Raw genomic sequence first — 20,418 nt, forward strand, 5'->3', positions numbered from 1 at the left:
TTTTACTGGATTGTAGTATATAACATCCAATGGGAAGCGTTATAGTTTAACGATGAGCAAGTACAACAGAAAAAAGTAAGATAATGGACACCGCCAAACTCAGCACTGATGGCACTCATCAAGTTGTTATTTTGCCCGAAGATTTTCAACTCACTGGCACAGAAGTCTATATCAAAAAAATTGGTAACGCTATTGTTCTCATTGCCAAAGATAACCCCTGGCAATCTCTCATCGAGAGTCTAGACAATTTTTCCGATGATTTCATGACTACTAGAGATCAGCCACTCATCGACACCAGAGAGAGTTTGTAAATGCGATACCTGCTTGATACCAATATCTGCATTTACCTCATCAAGCAAAAACCTCAAAAAGTGGTGGATAAATTTCAAACCCTTAGCATTTCTGATGTGGGTATTTCCTCTATCACAGTTGCTGAACTCGAATATGGAGTAGCCAAAAGGAGCTAGTGCGTTGGGCGGCTTTGCCGACTTGAAGCAACTAGCGTCCAACAGCAAGAGAAAAACCGCACCGCGTTGCTACAATTTTTGCTACCTCTAGAAATTGTTGAATTCAATCAAGCATCTGCGACAATTTACGGCAGCATTAGAAGTGATCTCGAAACTAGAGGACTCATCATTGGTGCAATGGATAGGCTCATCGCTGCTCATGCTCTAAGTTTAGGAGTTACCCTAGTCACCAATAATGTCCGAGAATTTTCTCGCATTCCTACGTTGTTATTAGAGAACTGGGTTGAGTAAGTGTAAAAAGGCGATGTTTAAGAGGTTGTTTGACAAGCATAGCACCGGGCGAATAGAAGTCCCGGCTACTATAAAAACGTCCTTTCTTATGGTACGCTGCGCGAAGCCAGAAGCAAACTACGCATAACGTATCGCAGAGAAGCCCGCCTACGCGGACTAACAAAAATCAAGGTTTTTGAACCCACGGAGGTGGGTTTTGTCTGTGTAGCCGCGATTTCTAATCGCCAGGTATTTTACTCCATCTCCGCCAATTCTAACCAGCGTTCAGTCGCCACATCGATCGCGTGCTTGAGTTTTTCCACACGATCATACAATTTCTGCACTTCGCTATAATTCCCCGGTGACACATTCCCTAGTGTTTTCTCGGTTTCCGCCTTCTGTGCCTCTAACTCGGCAATTTTACCTTCTAACTGGTCAAATTCCTTCTTTTCCCAATTAGATAATCTCCGCCGCTTGGTATTCTCTACATCTTTGGGCGCAGACGCACCATTTTGCACTTCGACATTTTTCGGCTTCTCCTTAGCGTTCGCAGCTTGCTGCTGTGCCTCTTCAGCTTTCTTATAATCCAGATAAATCGAGTAATTACCTGGATATTGCCTCAGATTACCGCCTTCTTCAAAGGAAAATACTGTGTCGATGGTGCGATCGAGAAAGTAGCGATCGTGAGAAACTACAATTACACACCCGGCAAAGTCTTCTAAATAATCCTCTAATACTGCCAATGTCTGAACATCTAAATCGTTTGTCGGTTCATCTAAAATCAGGACATTGGGCGCACCCATCAAAACCCGCAACAGAAATAAACGGCGTTTCTCACCACCAGAAAGTTTATTAATTGGGGCATACTGTTGATTACCAGGAAACAAAAACCGCTCCAACATTTGCGAAGCAGTAATTTGAGTACCATCGGTAATTTTGATAAATTCTCCTTCTTCTTTGATGTAGTCAATCACGCGCTGACTTTCGTTTAAAGCTGTGAGCAATTCTTCAGAATGCTGGTCAAAATAACCGATGTGAATTGTAGTCCCAATTTCTGCAACACCTGAATCTGGCTTAATCTGACCAGTAATAATATCCATTAAAGTGGAGTTTACCCGCACCATTAGCGCCGATGATGCCGATGCGGTCTTCTGGGCTAAATTCGTAGGTGAAATCATTAATCAGGGTACGTCCATTGTAGGCTTTAGAAATGTTATTTAATTCAATAACCTTTTTGCCAATGCGACGACCAACAGTCGAAATATCCACTTTACCCTGAACTTGTTTAAATTCAGTATCCCGCAGAGCATGAGCGCGGTCAATTCTCGCTTTTTGCTTGGTACTTCTGGCTTTCGGCCCTTTTTTGAGCCATTCTAACTCGCGCCGCAACAAGCCTTGGTGTTTACGTTGACTACTTACAGCAGATTCTTCAGCTAAAGCTTTCTTTTCGAGGTAATATGAATAGTTACCTGTATAGGTGTAAATGTCGCCTCGGTCGATTTCAATAATCCGATTGGTAACGCGATCTAGAAAGTAGCGATCGTGGGTGATCAGAAAAAGTGCGCCGCGATAGCGATTTAGATAACTTTGCAACCATTCTACAGAAAGAGCATCCAAATGGTTTGTCGGCTCATCCATAAGCAAAGCATCTGGTTCTGATAGCAAAGCTGATGCTAAAGCAATGCGCTTGCGATAGCCTCCAGATAAAGTGCCTATCTTGGCATCAAAGTCAGAGATTCCTAATTTTGTCAGGATTATTTTAGCATTAGTTTCTAATTCCCAAGCACCACTCGTATCCATCCGTTGCATCACCACAGAAAGGCGAGACATCAGTTGACTATCATCTGGATAGTGAGCTAATTTATTTGAGAGTTCTTCATACTCACGCACCAAAGCTGTATGTTCGCCACTGTCGGCAAAAACTTGCTCTAAAACTGTGTGATTTTCATCTAAATCTGGCAGTTGAGGTAAGTAGATAATTTTAGAACCGGAGTTGATTAAAATTTGACCGCTATCTATCGATTCTAAACCAGCGATCATTTTTAATAGGGTTGATTTCCCAGAACCGTTAGTACCAATTAAACCAACTTTATCGGTAGCATCGAGGCTAAAGCTAGCATCTTTTAAAATTTCCTTGATGCCAAAGTCTTTTTTTACTGATTGTAGTGTAATGATACTCATAAGATTTCAGTCAATTAATTATTTTCCATTAAATTAGTAGGCAAGGCTCATACCTTACCTACATTGCCGAATTCTATACAAATAAATCCAAGGGAAGGTGTCCATACATCTCGTTGATTCCGTCTTCGTGGTAAGACTGGCAAGATATTAATACGCCACGATGATGTCCAACATAAGAATCGAGATAACACAAGCCATTTTTACCATTTAATTTGATATAAACTGGGCCTTCAGGTGTCAGTAAATTATCTGGTGGTTCATAACCCAAAGCCAAAGAATAGGTTTTCATTGCCAATATTCCTTCTTCTGCTGTATCAGCACAAATTCCTAAAATCTGGTAGTCAGCAAGCTTGGTAAGTAAAATTAAAGCATTACGAACTCCAACTTTTTCTGATGGCTTGAGGATAGGGGCAATGTCTAGACAGTTGAATTTGTTCAGTAATTTTTTCGCTTCTTCGGCGGTGAGATTCTGAGGATTGGGGGTTGACATAAACTTTGACTATTGTCTTGTTGGTTTTTCTGTTGTGTTTGAGTTGAGACTAGCCCAACTTATACCATTTTGGATTTTAGATTTTGGATTGGGAATCGTCCAATGTATTGTAAAATTTGTCTGAGGTCAGAGCAAATTTTATAACTTTAGAGTTTGTTATATAATACCTACTTCCCTTTTACGGTTGATTTTGGACATTCCCAAGGTTAAATATGAAGGGTACGCCGTTTTTTGAATCACCACCCATAACAAGAACTTTCGGCATCTGAGCGCCGCCACTTCTCCAAGCTTCAATTGCTTCTTTTTGCAGAACTAACTGCCCTCCTTGGGCTTTGAGTGTCTCTGCTAAAAGTCTTTGAGCTTCTGCTCTACCTTTGGCACGATTCACATCTGCTTGTGCTTCTTGTTCAGCTTCCCGTGCTACATAAACTGCTCTTTGGGCGCGTTGTTCAGCAATTTGTTTTTCTTCGACTGCTTTGGCAAATTCTGGTGAGAATGCTAAATCAACTACGCTAGTATCTAACACAATTATCCCATATTTCTCTAAGCGATCGCCTAATGCTTGATCAAAGTCTTCTTTCAATTCACTTCTTTTGGTAATTGCTTCTTCTACTGTTCTTCTGGCTGCGGCAATTTTAAATGCTTCTTGTGTTTGAGGGGCAATGATTTTTGATACAATATTCTCTAATGTTCCTTGTTTTCTTCTAACCTCAACTACCTTTATCGGATCGAGGCGGAAGTTAATTGCAAATCTCGCAGATAAGTTTTGCAAATCTTTAGTGGAACTCTCTGCTGGTACTTCAAATTTTTGCACCTTCAATCATACACATCTATCACAGTGATAAAAGGCGGTTTTACGTGAATACCTTCTAATAAAGCGCCATCTCTCGCTTTACCCAAAATGCTGATTACTCCTGCTTGTCCTGGGTTAATAATGATATAAGAATTTAGCCCAATAATCACTAGTATTGCTAACACAATTCCCAAAACTGTGTTTTGCCAATTACCGAATTCCTGATTTTTCAAATTCTTCTCTCCAATATTTAGTTAGTCATTTGTCATTAGTTATTCTTCCCCTGCACCCCTGCTCCCCACTCCTTGAATAAACTCAGTTACTAGTTTAAGTGTCTCATTAGTCTGCCTGGATCAATCTTCAGACTCAGGACTCAGGACTCAAAACTTTGTTCCGTGGTAATATCAATGACACGAAACCGCAAAAAACCGTGGCTACTGTCTTAAAATCTCATCGGACATCAAGAAGGCGTAAACATTCAGCGCATCCTCTCCAGCGTTTGCTTGAGTATGGACACCAGTATCGTAAACAAATTTGGCTGGCGACTACTTATTCTACCCTGAATAAATTTTTCGACTTGGCACCACCCGCCTTAATTGGCGTGGCGGTGGATGTGGTAGTCAAGCAAGAGGATTCTATAATTGCCCAGTTAGGGGTACGCGATGTCTTTCAACAATTTTTGATTATTTCCTTCCTTACTGTCATTATTTGGATACTCGAATCTGTTTTTGAGTACGCCTACGCTCGACTTTGGCGCAATTTGGCTCAGAATATTCAGCATGACTTGCGTTTGGATGCATACAAACATTTGCAAGAGTTGGAATTGGCATATTTTGAAGAACGTAGCACTGGTGGTTTAATGTCTGTCCTCAGTGATGATATTAACCAATTAGAGCGGTTTTTGGATGGAGGAGCAAATGATATTATCCAAGTTTCTGCAACTGTTTTAATTATTGGCGCTGCTTTCTTTATTTTGGCTCCTAGTGTGGCGTGGATGGCTTTGTCACCAATGCCATTTATCCTCTGGGGTTCTTTTGCCTATCAACGACTGCTTGCACCTCGCTACGCTGATGTGCGCGAAAAGGTAGGTTTTCTCAATTCGCGGTTGTCAACAATATCAGCGGAATTACTACTATTAAAAGTTTCACTGCTGAAGCTTATGAAGCCTCTCGTTTGGAATTAGATAGTGATGCTTATCGCGGTAGTAACTCGAAAGCAATTATTCTTTCTGCTGCTTTTGTCCCATTAATTCGGATGTTGATTTTGGTGGGGTTCACAGCATTGCTTTTGTATGGCGGGATGGCAGCAGTTTCTGGAGCTATGTCTGTTGGTGCTTACAGTGTGTTAGTGTTTTTAATTCAGCGATTGCTGTGGCCTTTAACTAGATTAGGCGAAACATTTGACCAATATCAAAGGGCAATGGCTTCTACTAATCGAGTCATGAATTTGTTGGATACTCCTATCGCTATTCATACAGGTGATGTGGCATTACCTGTGAATGAAGTGCGCGGGGAAGTGCAATTTAACAATGTTTATTTTGCCTATAAAGATAGATTTCCGGTTATAAAAAATCTGTCTTTGGATATTCCGGCGGGGAAAACTATTGCAATTGTCGGTTCAACTGGTTCTGGTAAAAGCACTTTAGTCAAACTTTTATTGCGGTTATACGAAGTGCAAACGGGAAGCATTATCCTGGATGGCATTGATTTACAAAGTTTGAATTTGCAAGATTTACGCCGTTGCATTGGTTTGGTGAGTCAAGATGTCTTTCTGTTTCATGGTACTGTAGCGGAGAATATTGCCTATGGCAGCTTTGAGACTAAAGAGCAAGAAATCATCACGGCGGCGAAGATAGCCGAGGCGCACGAATTTATTGTGAACTTGCCCGAAGGTTATGAGACAATTGTGGGGGAAAGAGGACAAAAGTTATCTGGTGGACAAAGACAACGGATTGCGATCGCTCGTGCAGTCTTAAAGAATCCCCCCATTCTGATTTTAGATGAAGCTACCTCAGCAGTGGATAATGAAACAGAAGCAGCTATCCAGCGATCGCTAGAAAGGATTACAGTAGATAGAACTACAATTGCGATCGCTCATCGTCTTTCCACCATCCGCAATGCCGATTGCATTTATGTCATGGAACATGGGAAATTAGTAGAGTCGGGAACCCATGAACAATTGCTAGAGAAAGACGGTATTTATTCCAGCCTCTGGCGTGTACAGTCAGGTTTAAGATAAGTTTCGCCTATTGTCTGTGTCTTCATTACGAATTATTTATGTTTTTTGGTAATAGTCAACCAGAATCAGGTGATACTAAGTGGCGTCGCCAGTTGGATAAGTTTGTCAAAGCAAATCAGCAAGAGTTGGCGGCGCTGTTTTGGGGATTGTGGTTAGCAAATGGCGATAGTCAGGGTACTGTTGGTATTGATTTGCAACCAACGCCGCATTTTGTTTATTGTCCGAAAGAGCAGATAGAGAATTTAAATATTAGAGTTGAGAATCGGCTTCAGGAAATTTTGGGAATTGTGGAGAATCACAAGCCGGATGTGGAAGTTGTGATGATTGGCATTGGGAAGGGGGAAATTAAGTTAATTCAGTTTGCACCGGAACCAGCACCACCGATTTGTTTTGAGCAAGCTGGAAAAGATGTGGATGGGTTATTGGATGTGCTGGAAGAGAGAATGAGGGAGGAGTTGAAGTTATAACTAAAGCTTATTTAATCGAATATCTAATTTTATGTTTTTAACGCAAAGGGACGCGGAGGGAAGCGCAGAGGAACGCGGAGGTAAATAAGAACTCTGCGCTTTTTGTTTAGTTCATTGCTTTGTAGAAGTCTGGGTAAGTTAGATTTTCGGCACAATGCCAGATGATGTTAAATACGGCTTCGTAGCGATAAGAATTGTTCTTGTCAAACTATTAGTCTATGAACTTTGCATGAAATCGGCAATTGCCACCTTTACCTAGAACTTTAGATTTCAAATCGTAATGAGAGAAAATATTTTAATTTGGGAAACCTAATAAATGTCAAGGGCGCTAAAATACCCGCGTCGTTTCCTCTCATTGGTTGAAAGCCAGAGGGTTATTAAACTTATGTGAGGTTTTATGAAAGAGATCAAAAATAAAATTACTAATAAATTAGAGCGGCTATTGGAACAATGGTTAGTACCTCGTCTAGTAAGGTGGGGAGAATATCTAGAAACAAAAATCAGGCGATATAAGCATCAAGAACTGAAGAGTCAGTTGAAATTTTGTGGCTCAGGTCTACGATTTAAGCGGGATATTAAAATTGACCATCCACAAAATGTATCTCTGGGAAATAAAGTCTACATCGGCCCGGATGTCTTATTAGATGGCCGTGGTGGGATCACAATTGGCGACAACACAACACTTGGATTTAATGTGATTATACTTTCGGCAAATCATGACTATCAAAGTAATGATTTGCCCTATGAATATAATGTCTACATCCATAAACCTGTTGTCATCGGTCGCAATGTTTGGATTGGCGGAAATGTCCTAATTGTTCCAGGAGTTTCTATTGGAGATGGTGCGATTGTAGCGGCTGGTACAGTTGTAACTACTAATGTTGAACCTTTAGCAATTGTTGGAAATCAACCTATGAGAATAATTAAATACCGCAACAAAGAACATTATGAAAAACTCGCCAACAAACAACAGATTAAACCTGAAATATCAGTTAATTCTGACACTGAACAGCATAACTGATTAACCAAACTTGGAGAACCCCACCCTTTAATTCTCTCCTCGCAGAGGGGTGGGGTTCTTGGGGTTTAATAAATAATCAAGCGGATACGATATTACAACAATACTGGTGTATTCGCAGGCTTAACTTGAGGTGTTGCTATCATTCGCATTCCGGCGGGTGCGGCTAAAGTTAAACCACGGCGCACAGGACGCACAGGACGTTTATTCACTAGCGATACTTGAAATTCTGACAAAACAGTTGCCAAGACAATTTTCATTTCATACTGAGCAAATGCCATTCCAATACAGCGACGATTGCCACCGCCAAAGGGCAAATATTCATAAAGTGAATATTGTCTTTCTAGAAAGCGTTCTGGTTTAAACTGCTTGGATTGTGGGTAAACTTCTTCCCGATGATGCGCTAAATAAATACTGGGGACTATTGCTGTTCCCTCTCGCAGTTCGTAGCCCATAATTGTAATTGGGGTTTTCACAATCCGGGGGAAAGCAGTCATGACAATTGGGTAAAGTCGCAGTGTTTCTTGGCAAACTGCTGTCAAATAGGGCAATTTAGCTACACTACTCAAATCAGCGTTAACTCCAATGGTGTTGAGTTCCTGTAACAACTTCTCACGCACCTCTGGTAAACGATCAATCCAGTAAAAAGCCCATGTTAATGCAGAAGCGGTTGTTTCATGTCCCGCAACTAGCAGCGTCATTAACTCGTCGTGTAATTCTTCATCTGACATCCTTTGACCATCGTCATAACGAGCCGCCATCATCAAACTTAGGATATCTTGGCGATTTTGTTCAGGTTCAGCCCGACGTTCTCGAAGTAAAGCATAAATCAGTTGATCAATTTTTTGCCGTTGTTGGAGAACCCAGCCCCACGGACTCCACGCACCGAAATCTTTTTGCATGAACTGGAAAAAGAAGGCGCTGGACATTATGGGCGAAGTGATGAAGTCTAGTAAATCACTTAGCGATCGCCTCAGTTCTTCAAACAACTGTCCATCATTCAAACCAAACACAACCCGGAGAATAACACGCAAGGTGATTTCTTGCATAGATTCACGGATCTTAAAAGGCTTGCCAATTTGCCATTCATTAGTTATCTGTCGGGTTATTTCTCGGATTTCCTCGCCGTAAGCCCGCATTCTTTCCCCATGAAAGGGAGGTGCTAATAGTTGCCGTTGTCGTTGGTGGCGATCGCCATCCGCTAACATAAAGGAGCGATCGCCAAGTAAAAATCTTAGTCCTGTGTTCCCCCTCCCAACCTCAAAATGACTGGAATCAGCAGTAAAAATCTGCTCAAGCGCTTGGGGTTGACTAAAATATACTAGATGGTTATCAGAGCTACTACTCTTAATTGTGAAAGTGTCACCGTAGATTTGGGCAAAATCATCGTACATATTTCACTGGCTGAGTAATAAACTTGATCATCCGCAGCCAACGGGGCATTTTAGGCCCATCAGGCAAATTGTAATTAGTTGTCATAGGACTTTGTGGAATTAAATGGCTTCTGAATTTTATTGTTACGACTTTTCATGTTACTTAGGGTTACAGAAAGCGGTATATTCATGATTGGGGACTGGAAACTGGGAACTGCGGACTGAAAGGAAGATAAGGAGGATAATAATAACTCTTAACTCTTAACTCAGCACGGGCTAAACCTTAGCTATCCGCTAACAGCACTAAGAACTCAGTACTCAATAGGCAGCATCGGAAGCAAGCAGTGCCAAAAATCATCGCTATTCTCAACGGTAAAGGAGGAGTCGGTAAAACGACTACCGCAGTCAATCTGGCTGCAAACTTTGCGAAGAAAAAAAAGGTGCTGCTGATTGACGCAGATATTCAAGGTTCTGCCAGTTGGTGGTTTGGGCGCAGTCAGCAGGGTATGGGATTTGATTTATCTCAAGAAACAGATCCCGCACTTTTAAGTGAATTAGCAAAGATAACAGGTTACGATTTAGTAGTGGTGGATACACCTCCCGCCCTGCGCTCTGAAGCATTAGTGGCGGTAGTTGCGATCGCAGATTATCTAGTTTTGCCGACACCCCCATCTGCAATGGATTTAGCAATCCTCGTGGAAACAGTCAAGGAAGCCGTCATCCCCTTGGGAACCCCCCATCGGGTATTGCTCACCAAAGTCGATACGCGCAGTCTTGGGGAAGCACAAGAAGCAAAAAACACTCTGACTCGCTTAGGTATTCCTACTTGTAATACCTTCATCCGTGCCTATAAAGCTCATGAACGAGCAGCACTTGAAGGTGTAGCGATTACTCAATGGCGAGGAGGAAATGCACGGGAGGCGGAATTAGACTACCGCCGTGCAGCTGATGAATTACAGCGTGATTGGAGAAAATAATAATGGCTAGAAAACAAAGTCTCTCTGACTTATTACAAGAAGAGGCGCAAAAATTTACACCCATAGAGGGTGAACCTGCGATCGAAATTATAGCAGAAAAAGTTGTCGTCGAAGAACAGCCTTCTTCTGATGAAGAATCTTCAGCACAGACATCTGAGTCAGATTCTAATAAACGCACAAGCTCAACTAAGGCTGATTTAGAAGCAACTGTCAAAGAGTTGACAGCTAATTTAGAAGAAAGCCATAAAAAGGAAGCATCTTTAGAACAGGAAATTGTTGATTTGCAATCAAAACTATCTAAGCAAAAAACATTAGTATCTGAACAAAAATCATTAGCGCAACAAGTAGCAAAAGGAGTTGAAGAAACAAAAAAAACAGCACTGCAACTAGCAGAAGCTAATTCCCAGCTTATAGAAGAAATTAATGCTTTAAAACAAACAGCAGAAGATAAGTCTAAACTTGCTGTAGCTGTAAAAGAAACTAGTGCAATAAAACCAGTAAAAGACCACTACAATCCACTTAACTACAAAAAATCACATCGTTCATCGTAAACCCTCGCTCAAGCTCAACCTCAAAATCAACCAAATGAGTATCCCGATAGTTCTAATGAGATGTGGTTACTTGACTAAAATCGATACCACTACTTTGTGAAACGCCATAAAATCAGGCTTGGTAAAACAGGGGTTTAAGCCCCTTGTTTTACTATGCGACTTTATGGGTAATCAGCATTACGCCTACTAGCACTCTTTTATTACTCTGAAAAAAATATTTGTAGGTTGGGTTGAACTTTAAGTGTTGCGCGAACAAAATCGAGAGCATCCCAAATGTGCAAAAACTTTAATTGCCCTCATCCCCTAACCCCTTCTCCCATCTTTGGGAGAAGGGGAACTAGAATTATGTCTCCCCTCTCCCATCTTTGGGAGAGGGGCTGGGGGTGAGGGAAAAGATTTAAGCAAAATTGGGATGCTCCCACAAAGTCAGGTATTCTTGGTGTTGGCTTAATTTGTGGGAAGCCTCTTTGCATCTACATTCCCAACCGCAAACAAATGCGGTTTTTTAGAATAATGCTAAATAACAAACTGCTTTAAACTCGAAAATCTAAAATATGCTGCGCGGTGATTCGTGGTTGTTCCAAGTGTGGAAGATGTCCACAATCTTGAATCCAAATAACGGTACTGTGTGGAATTGCTATTTTAAACTTTGTGGCATCCCCAGTACCCAAAATCTTATCAGAATCGCCCCACAAAATTAGCGTTTGTTGCACAATTTTTGATATGGCTGTGAATCTAAAAGCACTGTAACCACCACTTTTAGTAAAAGCAATCAAAGCTTGATGCCAACTAGGCATTTGTAGGTGTAATGCACCACAACGTAGCGCATCAATAGAAGCAAGACTTTGATTTTTATATCCAATACGGGAAACGCGATCGCGCACCTTCATATTACTCAAAAACTGGGTTGCTAAATAATCCAATGGGGGAAACATGAATTTGCTCAATGGCGAACCAGCTGCTAATCCTGCACTATCACTTAACACCAGCTTTTTTACCACTTCCGGGTAAGTCAATGTAAAATCAGTCGCCGTCGCACCGCCCATCGAAGCGCCCACCAAAATTACAGGTTGGTTAATTAGGGTTTTTCCAGAAATAATAACGATGGGTTTTAATTGCAGTTGGGCTAATAGGCAATTCCAGAGAGTCTATCTGTAAAACCAAAACCCAACAAATCCACTGCCCAAGTTTCATTATCTTCAGAAAGTAGTGGCAAAAGCCGCCGAAATTCTAATACAGAACTATCAAAGCCGTGAATTAATAAATCGGAGTCCCACCACTCCCTTGCTTGACAAATGTTGTGGTTACTGGTTGATTAATTAGAGGAGTAGCGATCGCAGTTGTTTGAATACTCCTAGCTAGTGCGATCGAGGCAGATTCCGTCAGTTGCCCAACTGCTTTAGGAAGAAATTCGGAAACATAAATTTTAGTTTATCGTATTAGCTTGCTTCCACGCATCGCTGATTTTGTTAAACAACAAAATTACACAAACTAATATGTTGAAGTATTATTTGTAATATATCAAGCATAAACCAGCCACTATCAAAATATTTTAACTCTCAACTCCTAACTCCCTACTCCTAACTCCCCACTCCTACTCCCTCAAAAATTATGGCATCAAAGAAAGTTTAGCAAAATGTAAAAATTGGGACTAAAGCCACGTACAATTAATATCGCCTGATCCCTTAATCCAGGAGCTAATGCCATGCCAATGGCCGTTGGCGTAATTGAAACTTTAGGTTTTCCTAGTGTATTAGCAGCAGCAGATGCAATGGTCAAAGCTGCCGCAGTCACAATTGTGTATTATGGTCAAGCCGAAAGCGCTCGCTTGTTAGTCGCTGTCCGGGGACACGTTTCTGAGGTAAATAGAGCTGTTGAAGCTGGAATCGCTGCTGGAGAGCAAGTAAAGGTTGGTACAGTAATCACCCACTATATCGTTCCTAACCCTCCAGAAAATGTGGAAACTATATTACCAATCCATTTCACTGAAGCATCAGAACCTTACCGGATGTTCTAACGAATTTTGCTATCAAAATCTATAGCGAAGCTTCGTACAACTAATTTGTAGCCCCCGTGTTTATTCATATAGGAGATTAATAATGTCATTACAGGCAATTGGAGCACTTGAAACGAAAGGTTTTCCTGCGGTGCTAGCAGCAGCAGATGCAATGGTAAAAGCTGGCCGAGTTACCCTCGTTGGTTATATCAGAGTAGGTAGTGCCCGCTTTACAGTTAATATTCGTGGTGATGTTTCTGAAGTAAAAGCCGCTATGGCTGCTGGTATTGAAGCCGCAGAAAATGTTTATGGCGGCACACTCGAATCCTGGGTGATTATTGCTCGTCCCCATGAAAACGTTGAAGCTGTTCTGCCAATTGCTTACACAGAACAAGTACAAGGGTATCGGGAATCTGTAGAAAATCCCATTGTTAGATCATCGAATCGTCTATAGAGGCACCCCCTGCGGGAGAATTCAAAACGAAGAATCTCCATAAATGAATTTAAAGAGAAGTTTTTTGTAAGGCTTCTGACCATTAAATCTTTTGAGGGTTACATTCTTTCTGTTTTTATATTTTGCATAAGTTGATTTTGAAGCAGAGGGAAAGCAACAGTCAAAGTCAATAGTCAAAAATCAATATTGACTGTTGACTATTCATTTTTGGAAATGTAAATATTTTAAAAATAACTTGCCAATGTTAAAAGCGTAGTTGTGAGTAAAGCTAGTTTAAAAAATAAATTTGCCTATTAATTGTCTACTATTCAGAATAGCGTAGGCGTACCTCCTCGTAAACATCGCCATCTGGAATACTATGCCTGATTCAACACTATAGCGATAGTATTTATCCAAGAGTTATCTAATTATGTTCCTGCGTGAGGGATTTCTAAGCCTTAAAATTACACAAGTAAAAGGATATATAAGATAGATAGAGTTAAATTAGATTTGTTTTTCGGATCTGTTACAAAATGTCAGATTTATCTGACCCATTTTGTGCATAGAAGTATCTTCACCACTCTCGGCAGATTTCTATTTTCAGTGAAAAAACATAAGTTTACAAAAAGTTTAATTTGGCACAATTGACTCAAATGCTTGCTATGTAATGTCTTTGAACATTTGAGATTTAAAACAAAACTATCGATGTAGAAATTTCTGCATAATTTCAGTGAATTAAGACGTAATAAAAGTAGAATCACTGAGCTATTTTCATGGAATTCATGAAAACTGAGGTAGCTGCCCGTTAAACAATTAGGTGGGACGAATGGGGGTTGTGATGCAAACTTCAAAATTGAGTTTCGAGGAATGCAATCTCACTATGGCAAAGGATGTGGAACAACTGGCTTTAGATTGGCAACAGCGCTTGGCTGTAGAATGTCCAGAGCAAAATGAAGCCGCGAGGCAAAGCATTATTCTCTGGCTGTATGGGATCTGACTCAAAACGGTTTGATCTGTTTAACCCAAAAGAATTTGAGATCGCCAAACAAGCGATGGAATATCGCTGGAGGATTTTACGTCAACGCTACTTGGGACTAGGGCGAGAACGTGCTTATCGCAACTTGATAACACGATTGGGGAGTTTAGTAACATTACGGAATAAGATTCAGACTTGGGTTTCTCTTAGCCGCGATCGCCAGCGTAGTGTGATGGATGTATTACAAGAAGTACTCCAAGAATTACTCCAAAGCGATAGTCAGATGCAACAGCAAATGACTGATATTGCCCAATATACAACCGATAGACGATTAGGGGATGCTCTGCTATTTGCCAGTGTAGAAGAATATTGTTTGCGACCAGTACGCAATCAACCCCTATTAGCTTACCGATTCGTGAATTATTTGCGTCGTACTCAGCGCGGTGGCTTAACCCAAGTGCCCAACCGTGACTTGATTAGACTAGTATCAGAAGAAGTTCTTACAGACGACAGTGACAATCGAATTAACTTAGTCGATAGTCAAGCGATCGCCGAATATCAAGAAGCTCAACAATTAGAGGAACAACAGACGCTGCGCCAATCAGTACAAAAAGAATTTGAAAATTATTTACAAGAAAATCTGGGAACAGAGGCAGTGGAATGGCTACGATTGTATCTGCAAGGTAAGTCCCAAGAAGAGATCGCCCAGAAACTGAATAAGCAGACTAAAGAAGTATACCGACTGCGAGAAAAAATCAGTTACCACGCCGTGCGTGTTTTTGCCCTCAAAGGTAAACCAGAACTCGTAGACAATTGGCTCTCAATTTCCTTGCAAGAACATAACTTGGGGTTAACGAAAAACCAATGGCAGCAACTTGATGAAAAATTGACTCCTCTGGGGCGGCAGATTCTCGATTTGCGGAAAGCGGGTAACTCAATAGAAGCAATAGCTCAACAGTTAAAACTCAAAACCCATCAAGTGCTAGGCGAATGGACAAAAATCTATCTTGTAGCCCAAGCTTTAAGAAGCCAAGAGTAGTTTGAAATAGGGAGCAGGGGAGCGGAGAGCAGGGAGCGGGGAGCAGGGAGCAGGGAGCAGGGAGCAGGGAGCAGGGAGCAGGGAGCAGGGGAGCAGGGGAGCAGAGGAGAATAACCAATGCCCAATGCCCAATGCCCAATGCTTCTCTACGAGACGCTGTTCGCGTTTACTCAGTACAACTGCAAATTCTCAGTATTATCCCCAGCCTAAATCTAAAATTCATCTTCTACTTACATTTACTTAAGTATATATAGTTGAAATTTTAATAATCCAACAAAGTATCTTTATTAACTACCTATTGAATTAGAGGCAAAATATAGGTAAATACCAACGAATCAAATCTATGTTGTCTTCAAAGGGCAAACTAAATGATACCGCAGCAAATATACAGCAAATGCTAACTGCTGCTCAAACGAGGTGGGAGGAAGGAAGCGATCGCGAGCAGATATTCCAACTTATTGATAGTCTGTTGTCCTTTGAAGCTTGCCTCTACCACCAGATTTTGCCTTTGAGATTAGAAGACAAAATCCTCTTGCTAGCTATGGTTTATCCACACGAAGGCGAAGCACTAGATTATGTTGGTCGCATTTTGTCTTCTATCAATTGCACAATGGTAATTGAGGCGATCGCAACCGACGCTCACCGCAGAATATTATCAGCCTACCTCAACCATAAAAATACATCTCAGCTAGATGCCAAACAACTGCATCAGCCAACAGCAGACTCTCCTAGCATTGCTGACACACCCATTCCCTCCCTAGATGCCGACTCAGAATCACATCAGCAACCAATATTGATGATGTTTCAGACACAAAAGCATCAACATTCTGGGCAGAGGGTAGACTTACCTCCTATCCCACTAGACCAATCATCTCAAACTACGACATTCTTAACCTCTATTTTCAGAGGTCAAGAAAGCCAGAATTCCGAAGTAGCAGCAAATAATTTACCCATTTTACCCATACAAGCTCCCGAACTACTGAGTCCGATTGAGTTGCTACCAACACTGCCACCAAAGAAATTACTCGAAGAATTACTGGGGCGAATCATGGCTGGGGGAATTGGTCGGCTGTATTTAGAAAGACAAGCTTACGAAGGTCGGATACTGTGGAGTGACAATGGAGTTTTACAGTGTGTATTAGATAAACTGCCGCTCTCGGTTTTCCAAGGAGTACTGAATGAATTAAAGCGGTTTGCTTCCCTGCCTGTTACAACATTTGCAGAACCAAAACAGGTAGAAAAGGAATACATATATCAAAAAGACCGCTTATTATTACGCTTGCGAGTCATGCCGGGAATCCACGGCGAAGAGGCAACATTCCAAGTCTTGCGGGGAGCAGCATTAAAGTTCTATCAACAACAGCAGTTGGTGCGTCTAGGCCGCGATGCCTTAGGAATATCTCAACAACTAAGCTTAAAGTTACATGAACTACAACAACGGCTTTTACTGAATCCCAGCCATGATTCTCAGCAATTAGAGGCTTTAGCTGCCCTGAATCAATTAGTGAAAAATTTAGACCAACAGATAAAAATACTCGCACTAGATGGCAATCCACCAACAAACAGTAAATCATCGCTCTGTAAGTGAAAACGCTGATTTCGTTCGCATACATAATTGTTATGTTGTAACGGAACCCTAGATTAATCAACCTTAGAGGTTCATTTCCAATAAATACAAATTTTGCGATCGTATTCTAAGTAAGATTACGGTTTAAACAAACTTATAGTAGCAAAGCCAGTTTCCCGCTCTTAAATCCCATTGTTGCAAATATTTCATGCTAACTGAGGTTTTTAGTGAACTTTTCCCCTTAATGAGTACAGCCAATCCACAGACTTTGGAATGGCTACTCAATGTTGCAATTGAACATGAATACCCATCTGGGCGAGCCGTTGTCATGGAAGATGCCTGGGGTAACGCCGTTTATTTCGTGGTTTCTGGTTGGGTCAAAGTCCGGCGTACCGTCGGGGAAGATTCAGTAGCTCTGGCAATTTTTGGTCGTGGCGATTTTTTTGGAGAAATGGCAATTTTGGATGAATCTCCACGTTCAACTGATGTCATAGCCCTTTCGCCCGTGAAGTTGCTTAGTATCTCCAGAGAGCGTTTTATTCAAATATTGTTTAAAGACCCGCAGTTACATCACCGGATGTTGCAACTGATGGTGCGGCGATTGCGACAAATTAACCTGCGCTTGCAAATGCGGTCTTCACCACCAGCAGTTAAACTCGCCCATACTTTAGTAACTTTAGGCGAAAGCTACGGTCAGGAATCAGACTTAGGAAAAGAAATTTTTAACGTTCCTTTTAAGGATTTAGCAGAGGTGACAGAAATCGGCGTTGAAGAAACCACTAAAATTATGCAAAAGCTGCATGAAAAAGGGTGGATTAACATTGATAGCGCCAACAACACCACTTATCTTGTGAACTTCAAACAGTTGATGAACTTGGCTGGCAAAGTGTGATTGCTTTATTTACTCAGTGAGACAAATTTTGGTATTAAGTTAAGTCAACCGACAATACGCAGTCGGTTGACTTGCTTATTAGAGGTGTAGGTACTTCACAAATATAGACCCCGCAGTGAATGACATCACTCCCAATACAGTTCGGATAAGGCAAGAGACGCGATCTAGGGCGTGTTATCAAATAAACCTTAACCGAACCGTATTGACATCACTCCACCCAGTACCCTATCTCCATCACTGCACTGATAAAAAACGTTGCACAAGCACAATTATCTAGATTTTAGGGACTTCGAGAAATTAAATTATTCAACTTCGGGAGCGAAGATGATCGTTAGATTCTTCCTCCCCTGCTCACTAAAGCGTTCGCGTAGCGTCCCGCAGGGATGGGTATTTTTTAGTTGGAAGTCCCCTATAGATGATGTTTTTGTCAATGTGTAAGTCTAGAGTAATTAAAAATTCCTTGTGAGCAAATGCACGATTATGGCTTAGATATAGCCAATTGGAGAATCTGCGCTATCCCTTTACTTTTGACTTGGCCTCACTAGTGTCGATTTTTGGTGCGTTGGCGTAGCCCGTCGTAGACATCGCAGGCTACTAAAATATACCTGAAATACTCAAATTTCCTGTAGCATTTATGTACTATAGAGAAGTTCCATAACTAAATTATAGAAAAGAAATAAAGTGTAATTTTGATTTGAGAGCAAGCGGATTTCTCCGTGGGGTCTCTTAAATACGAATTACTGTCTTCTTTTACAAGACGCTCCGTAAAACCAGCGGGACGTAGCCCATTAACAATTATCTCAACAAACAAGATGACTGAAGCAACAGCAACTCGTCCCAACACTTACGTCCAAGAAACTGGGCCAACGATTCATTACCTGGTGGCAATGTCTCAGCCAGAAACCCATTTGTTCGAGGTGATTTTACACATTGTGGATTATCCCTCACCGATTCTTGATTTAAAACTACCAGTGTGGACACCAGGTTCCTATTTAGTCCGAGAATACGCCAAAAACTTACAAGATTTTGCGGCTTTTACAGCAGATAAGCCTTTACCTTGGCGGAAGATCACTAAAAATCACTGGCAGGTAGACAAAATAGGTATTTCAGAATTAACTGTACGTTACCGCATTTTTGCGAATGAGCTATCGGTACGGACAAATCACCTAGATGCCACCCACGGTTATTTTAACGGTGCGGCATTATTTTTTAGAATTCACGGTTGGGAGAACCAACCCATTCGCGTCACCATCGTACCACCACAGACGGAATGGCAGGTAACTACTGCTTTACCACCTGTTGCTCAGGAAACAAATACTTTCTTGGCTGGCGATTTTGATACTCTGGTGGATACTCCTTTTGAGATCGGTAGCCACAAATTGTATAAATTTGAGGTATTAGGAAAACCCCATGAACTGGCAATCTGGGGACAGGGAAATTTCCAAGCCCAGCAGATGATTGCTGATATTCAAAAAATTATTCAAGTAGAAGCGCAGATGTTCGGCGGTTTGCCTTATGAACGATATGTGTTTCTGCTACATTTATTTAGCCAAGCTTTTGGTGGTTTGGAGCATAAGGACTCTTGCTCCTTAATTTATCAGCGTTTTGGATTTCGCGCTCAAGATAAGTACAATCGCTTTATCCAATTGGTAGCACACGAGTTCTTTCACTTGTGGAATGTCAAGCGAATTCGCCCAAAAGCTTTAGAGGTTTTTGATTACGACCAAGAAAACTACACACCATCGTTGTGGTTTTGTGAAGGTACTACTAGTTACTATGACTTGTTAATTCCTTTGCGGGCAGGAATTTATGATATTAAGTCATTTTTGAATAATTTGGGTAAGGAAATTACCAGATATGAAATAACACCAGGACGCAAGGTACAACCCGTTTCTGAGTCGAGTTTTGATGCCTGGATAAAACTCTATCGCCCGGATGCCAATAGCGGTAATTCCCAAATCTCCTACTATTTAAAGGGAGAAATGGTATCGTTATTGCTGGATTTACTAATTCGCTCTACTCACGACAATCAGCGCTCCCTTGATGACGTGATGCTGAAAATGTGGCAGCAATTTGGGCAAGCTGAAATTGGTTATACACCAGAACAGTTACAGGAAGTTATAGAATCTGTTGCAGAAATCGATTTGACTGATTTCTTTAAACGCTATATTGATGGCACTGAAGATTTACCCTTGAATGAGTATTTAGAACCCTTTGGCTTGCAGTTGTTAGCTGAACAGCAAGAAGAACCTTACTTGGGTGTGAGAATAAATACAGAGAATGGGCGGGAAATGATTAAGTTTGTGGAGACTGGTTCACCTGCACAAGGGGGAGGAATTGATGCAGGTGATGAGTTGTTAGCAATTGATGGAATTAAGGTAACAGCAGGTAGCTTAAGCGATCGCCTGAAAGATTACCAACCAAAGGATACCATTCAAGTCGCAGTTTTCCACCAAGACGAACTCCGTACTTATTCCATCACCCTCGCGTCACCACGTCCAACAAGATATCAGGTAAAACCTGTTGAGCATCCTGATTCCACACAGCAGCAAAACTTTGCTGGATGGCTTGGAGTGGCGATCGCAACTGTTTGATAAAGCGATTGGGATATGGGGTTAGGTAAGAGGTTACAGGTGACAGGGAATAATTTGTCCCCTGTAACCTGTACCGTATTCCCTTCTTCTGTCCCC

11 protein-coding genes and 8 pseudogenes are annotated in these 20,418 nt (G+C 41.4%); 13 read left to right on the top strand and 6 right to left on the bottom strand.

The features are described from left to right. Nucleotides 1-83 precede the first annotated feature (83 nt). Both ANSO36C_RS16070 and vapC read left to right on the top strand, forming a co-directional pair. The gene (locus ANSO36C_RS16070; protein ID WP_229557546.1) at nucleotides 84-311 is read left to right on the top strand and encodes an antitoxin; all 228 of its coding nucleotides are present in this window, start codon (nucleotides 84-86) and stop codon (nucleotides 309-311) included. Beyond that, nucleotides 312-758, top strand: a pseudogene (gene vapC / locus ANSO36C_RS16075) (type II toxin-antitoxin system tRNA(fMet)-specific endonuclease VapC). A 233-nt stretch (nucleotides 759-991) separates the two neighbouring features. Here vapC and ANSO36C_RS16080 read toward each other — a convergent pair. From ANSO36C_RS16080 to ANSO36C_RS16090, 3 genes and pseudogenes are all read right to left on the bottom strand, one after another. Beyond that, nucleotides 992-2,918, bottom strand: a pseudogene (locus tag ANSO36C_RS16080) (ABC-F family ATP-binding cassette domain-containing protein). Nucleotides 2,919-2,991: 73 nt separating this feature from the next. Further along, entirely contained in the window at nucleotides 2,992-3,408 is a 417-nt protein-coding gene (locus tag ANSO36C_RS16085) for a DUF1824 family protein (protein WP_251955353.1), read from the bottom strand. A gap of 178 nt (nucleotides 3,409-3,586) precedes the next feature. Continuing rightward, nucleotides 3,587-4,434, bottom strand: a pseudogene (locus ANSO36C_RS16090) (prohibitin family protein). 197 nt (nucleotides 4,435-4,631) lie between these two features. On the opposite strand from ANSO36C_RS16090, the pseudogene ANSO36C_RS16095 reads away from it, so the two are divergent. Together ANSO36C_RS16095 and ccmS are read left to right on the top strand one after the other, a co-directional pair. Then, nucleotides 4,632-6,439 (top strand): annotated as a pseudogene (locus ANSO36C_RS16095) (ABC transporter ATP-binding protein). 38 nt (nucleotides 6,440-6,477) lie between these two features. Further along, nucleotides 6,478-6,906, top strand: a complete 429-nt coding sequence (gene ccmS / locus ANSO36C_RS16100; protein WP_181930443.1) for a beta-carboxysome assembly chaperone CcmS — start codon at nucleotides 6,478-6,480, stop codon at nucleotides 6,904-6,906. A 106-nt stretch (nucleotides 6,907-7,012) separates the two neighbouring features. On the opposite strand, the gene ANSO36C_RS34910 is transcribed toward ccmS, so the two are convergent. Beyond that, complete coding sequence (locus ANSO36C_RS34910; RefSeq protein WP_410174714.1) at nucleotides 7,013-7,072, bottom strand: hypothetical protein; 60 nt, start codon at nucleotides 7,070-7,072, stop codon at nucleotides 7,013-7,015. A 231-nt stretch (nucleotides 7,073-7,303) separates the two neighbouring features. Between ANSO36C_RS34910 and ANSO36C_RS16105 the strand changes: the two genes are divergently transcribed. Then, the gene (locus tag ANSO36C_RS16105) at nucleotides 7,304-7,927 is read left to right on the top strand and encodes an acyltransferase (protein WP_251955354.1); all 624 of its coding nucleotides are present in this window, start codon (nucleotides 7,304-7,306) and stop codon (nucleotides 7,925-7,927) included. A gap of 92 nt (nucleotides 7,928-8,019) precedes the next feature. Here ANSO36C_RS16105 and ANSO36C_RS16110 read toward each other — a convergent pair. Next, nucleotides 8,020-9,403: pseudogene (locus ANSO36C_RS16110) on the bottom strand (cytochrome P450). A gap of 238 nt (nucleotides 9,404-9,641) precedes the next feature. Here ANSO36C_RS16110 and ANSO36C_RS16115 point away from each other — a divergent pair. Both ANSO36C_RS16115 and ANSO36C_RS16120 read left to right on the top strand, forming a co-directional pair. Continuing rightward, on the top strand, nucleotides 9,642-10,274 hold the full coding sequence (locus tag ANSO36C_RS16115; protein ID WP_251955355.1) for a ParA family protein: 633 nt from the start codon (nucleotides 9,642-9,644) through the stop codon (nucleotides 10,272-10,274). 2 nt (nucleotides 10,275-10,276) lie between these two features. Next, nucleotides 10,277-10,825 (top strand): coiled-coil domain-containing protein, encoded by a 549-nt coding sequence (locus tag ANSO36C_RS16120; RefSeq protein WP_251955356.1) that lies wholly within the window; start codon nucleotides 10,277-10,279, stop codon nucleotides 10,823-10,825. Between the two features lie 533 nt (nucleotides 10,826-11,358). Here the strand turns inward: ANSO36C_RS16120 and ANSO36C_RS16125 are convergent. Beyond that, nucleotides 11,359-12,246: pseudogene (locus ANSO36C_RS16125) on the bottom strand (alpha/beta fold hydrolase). A 284-nt stretch (nucleotides 12,247-12,530) separates the two neighbouring features. Here ANSO36C_RS16125 and ANSO36C_RS16130 point away from each other — a divergent pair. The 6 genes and pseudogenes from ANSO36C_RS16130 (at nucleotide 12,531) to ANSO36C_RS16155 (ending at nucleotide 20,322) form a co-directional block, all read left to right on the top strand. After that, nucleotides 12,531-12,842, top strand: coding sequence for a BMC domain-containing protein (locus ANSO36C_RS16130; RefSeq protein ID WP_251955357.1), 312 nt, complete (start codon nucleotides 12,531-12,533; stop codon nucleotides 12,840-12,842). Nucleotides 12,843-12,924: 82 nt separating this feature from the next. Continuing rightward, on the top strand, nucleotides 12,925-13,275 hold the full coding sequence (locus ANSO36C_RS16135) for a carbon dioxide-concentrating mechanism protein CcmK (protein ID WP_251955358.1): 351 nt from the start codon (nucleotides 12,925-12,927) through the stop codon (nucleotides 13,273-13,275). Nucleotides 13,276-14,080: 805 nt separating this feature from the next. Then, nucleotides 14,081-15,269 (top strand): annotated as a pseudogene (locus ANSO36C_RS16140) (HetZ-related protein 2). Between the two features lie 394 nt (nucleotides 15,270-15,663). Continuing rightward, nucleotides 15,664-15,822, top strand: a pseudogene (locus ANSO36C_RS34915) (pilus assembly protein PilB); the annotation flags it as partial. Between the two features lie 1,222 nt (nucleotides 15,823-17,044). Next, nucleotides 17,045-17,728: a Crp/Fnr family transcriptional regulator gene (locus tag ANSO36C_RS16150; RefSeq protein WP_251955360.1), complete on the top strand. Its 684-nt coding sequence runs from the start codon at nucleotides 17,045-17,047 to the stop codon at nucleotides 17,726-17,728. An 812-nt stretch (nucleotides 17,729-18,540) separates the two neighbouring features. After that, nucleotides 18,541-20,322 (top strand): M61 family metallopeptidase, encoded by a 1,782-nt coding sequence (locus ANSO36C_RS16155; protein WP_251955361.1) that lies wholly within the window; start codon nucleotides 18,541-18,543, stop codon nucleotides 20,320-20,322. Nucleotides 20,323-20,418 lie beyond the last annotated feature (96 nt).

This window comes from Nostoc cf. commune SO-36, assembly GCF_023734775.1.
GTDB lineage: Bacteria > Cyanobacteriota > Cyanobacteriia > Cyanobacteriales > Nostocaceae > Nostoc > Nostoc commune_A.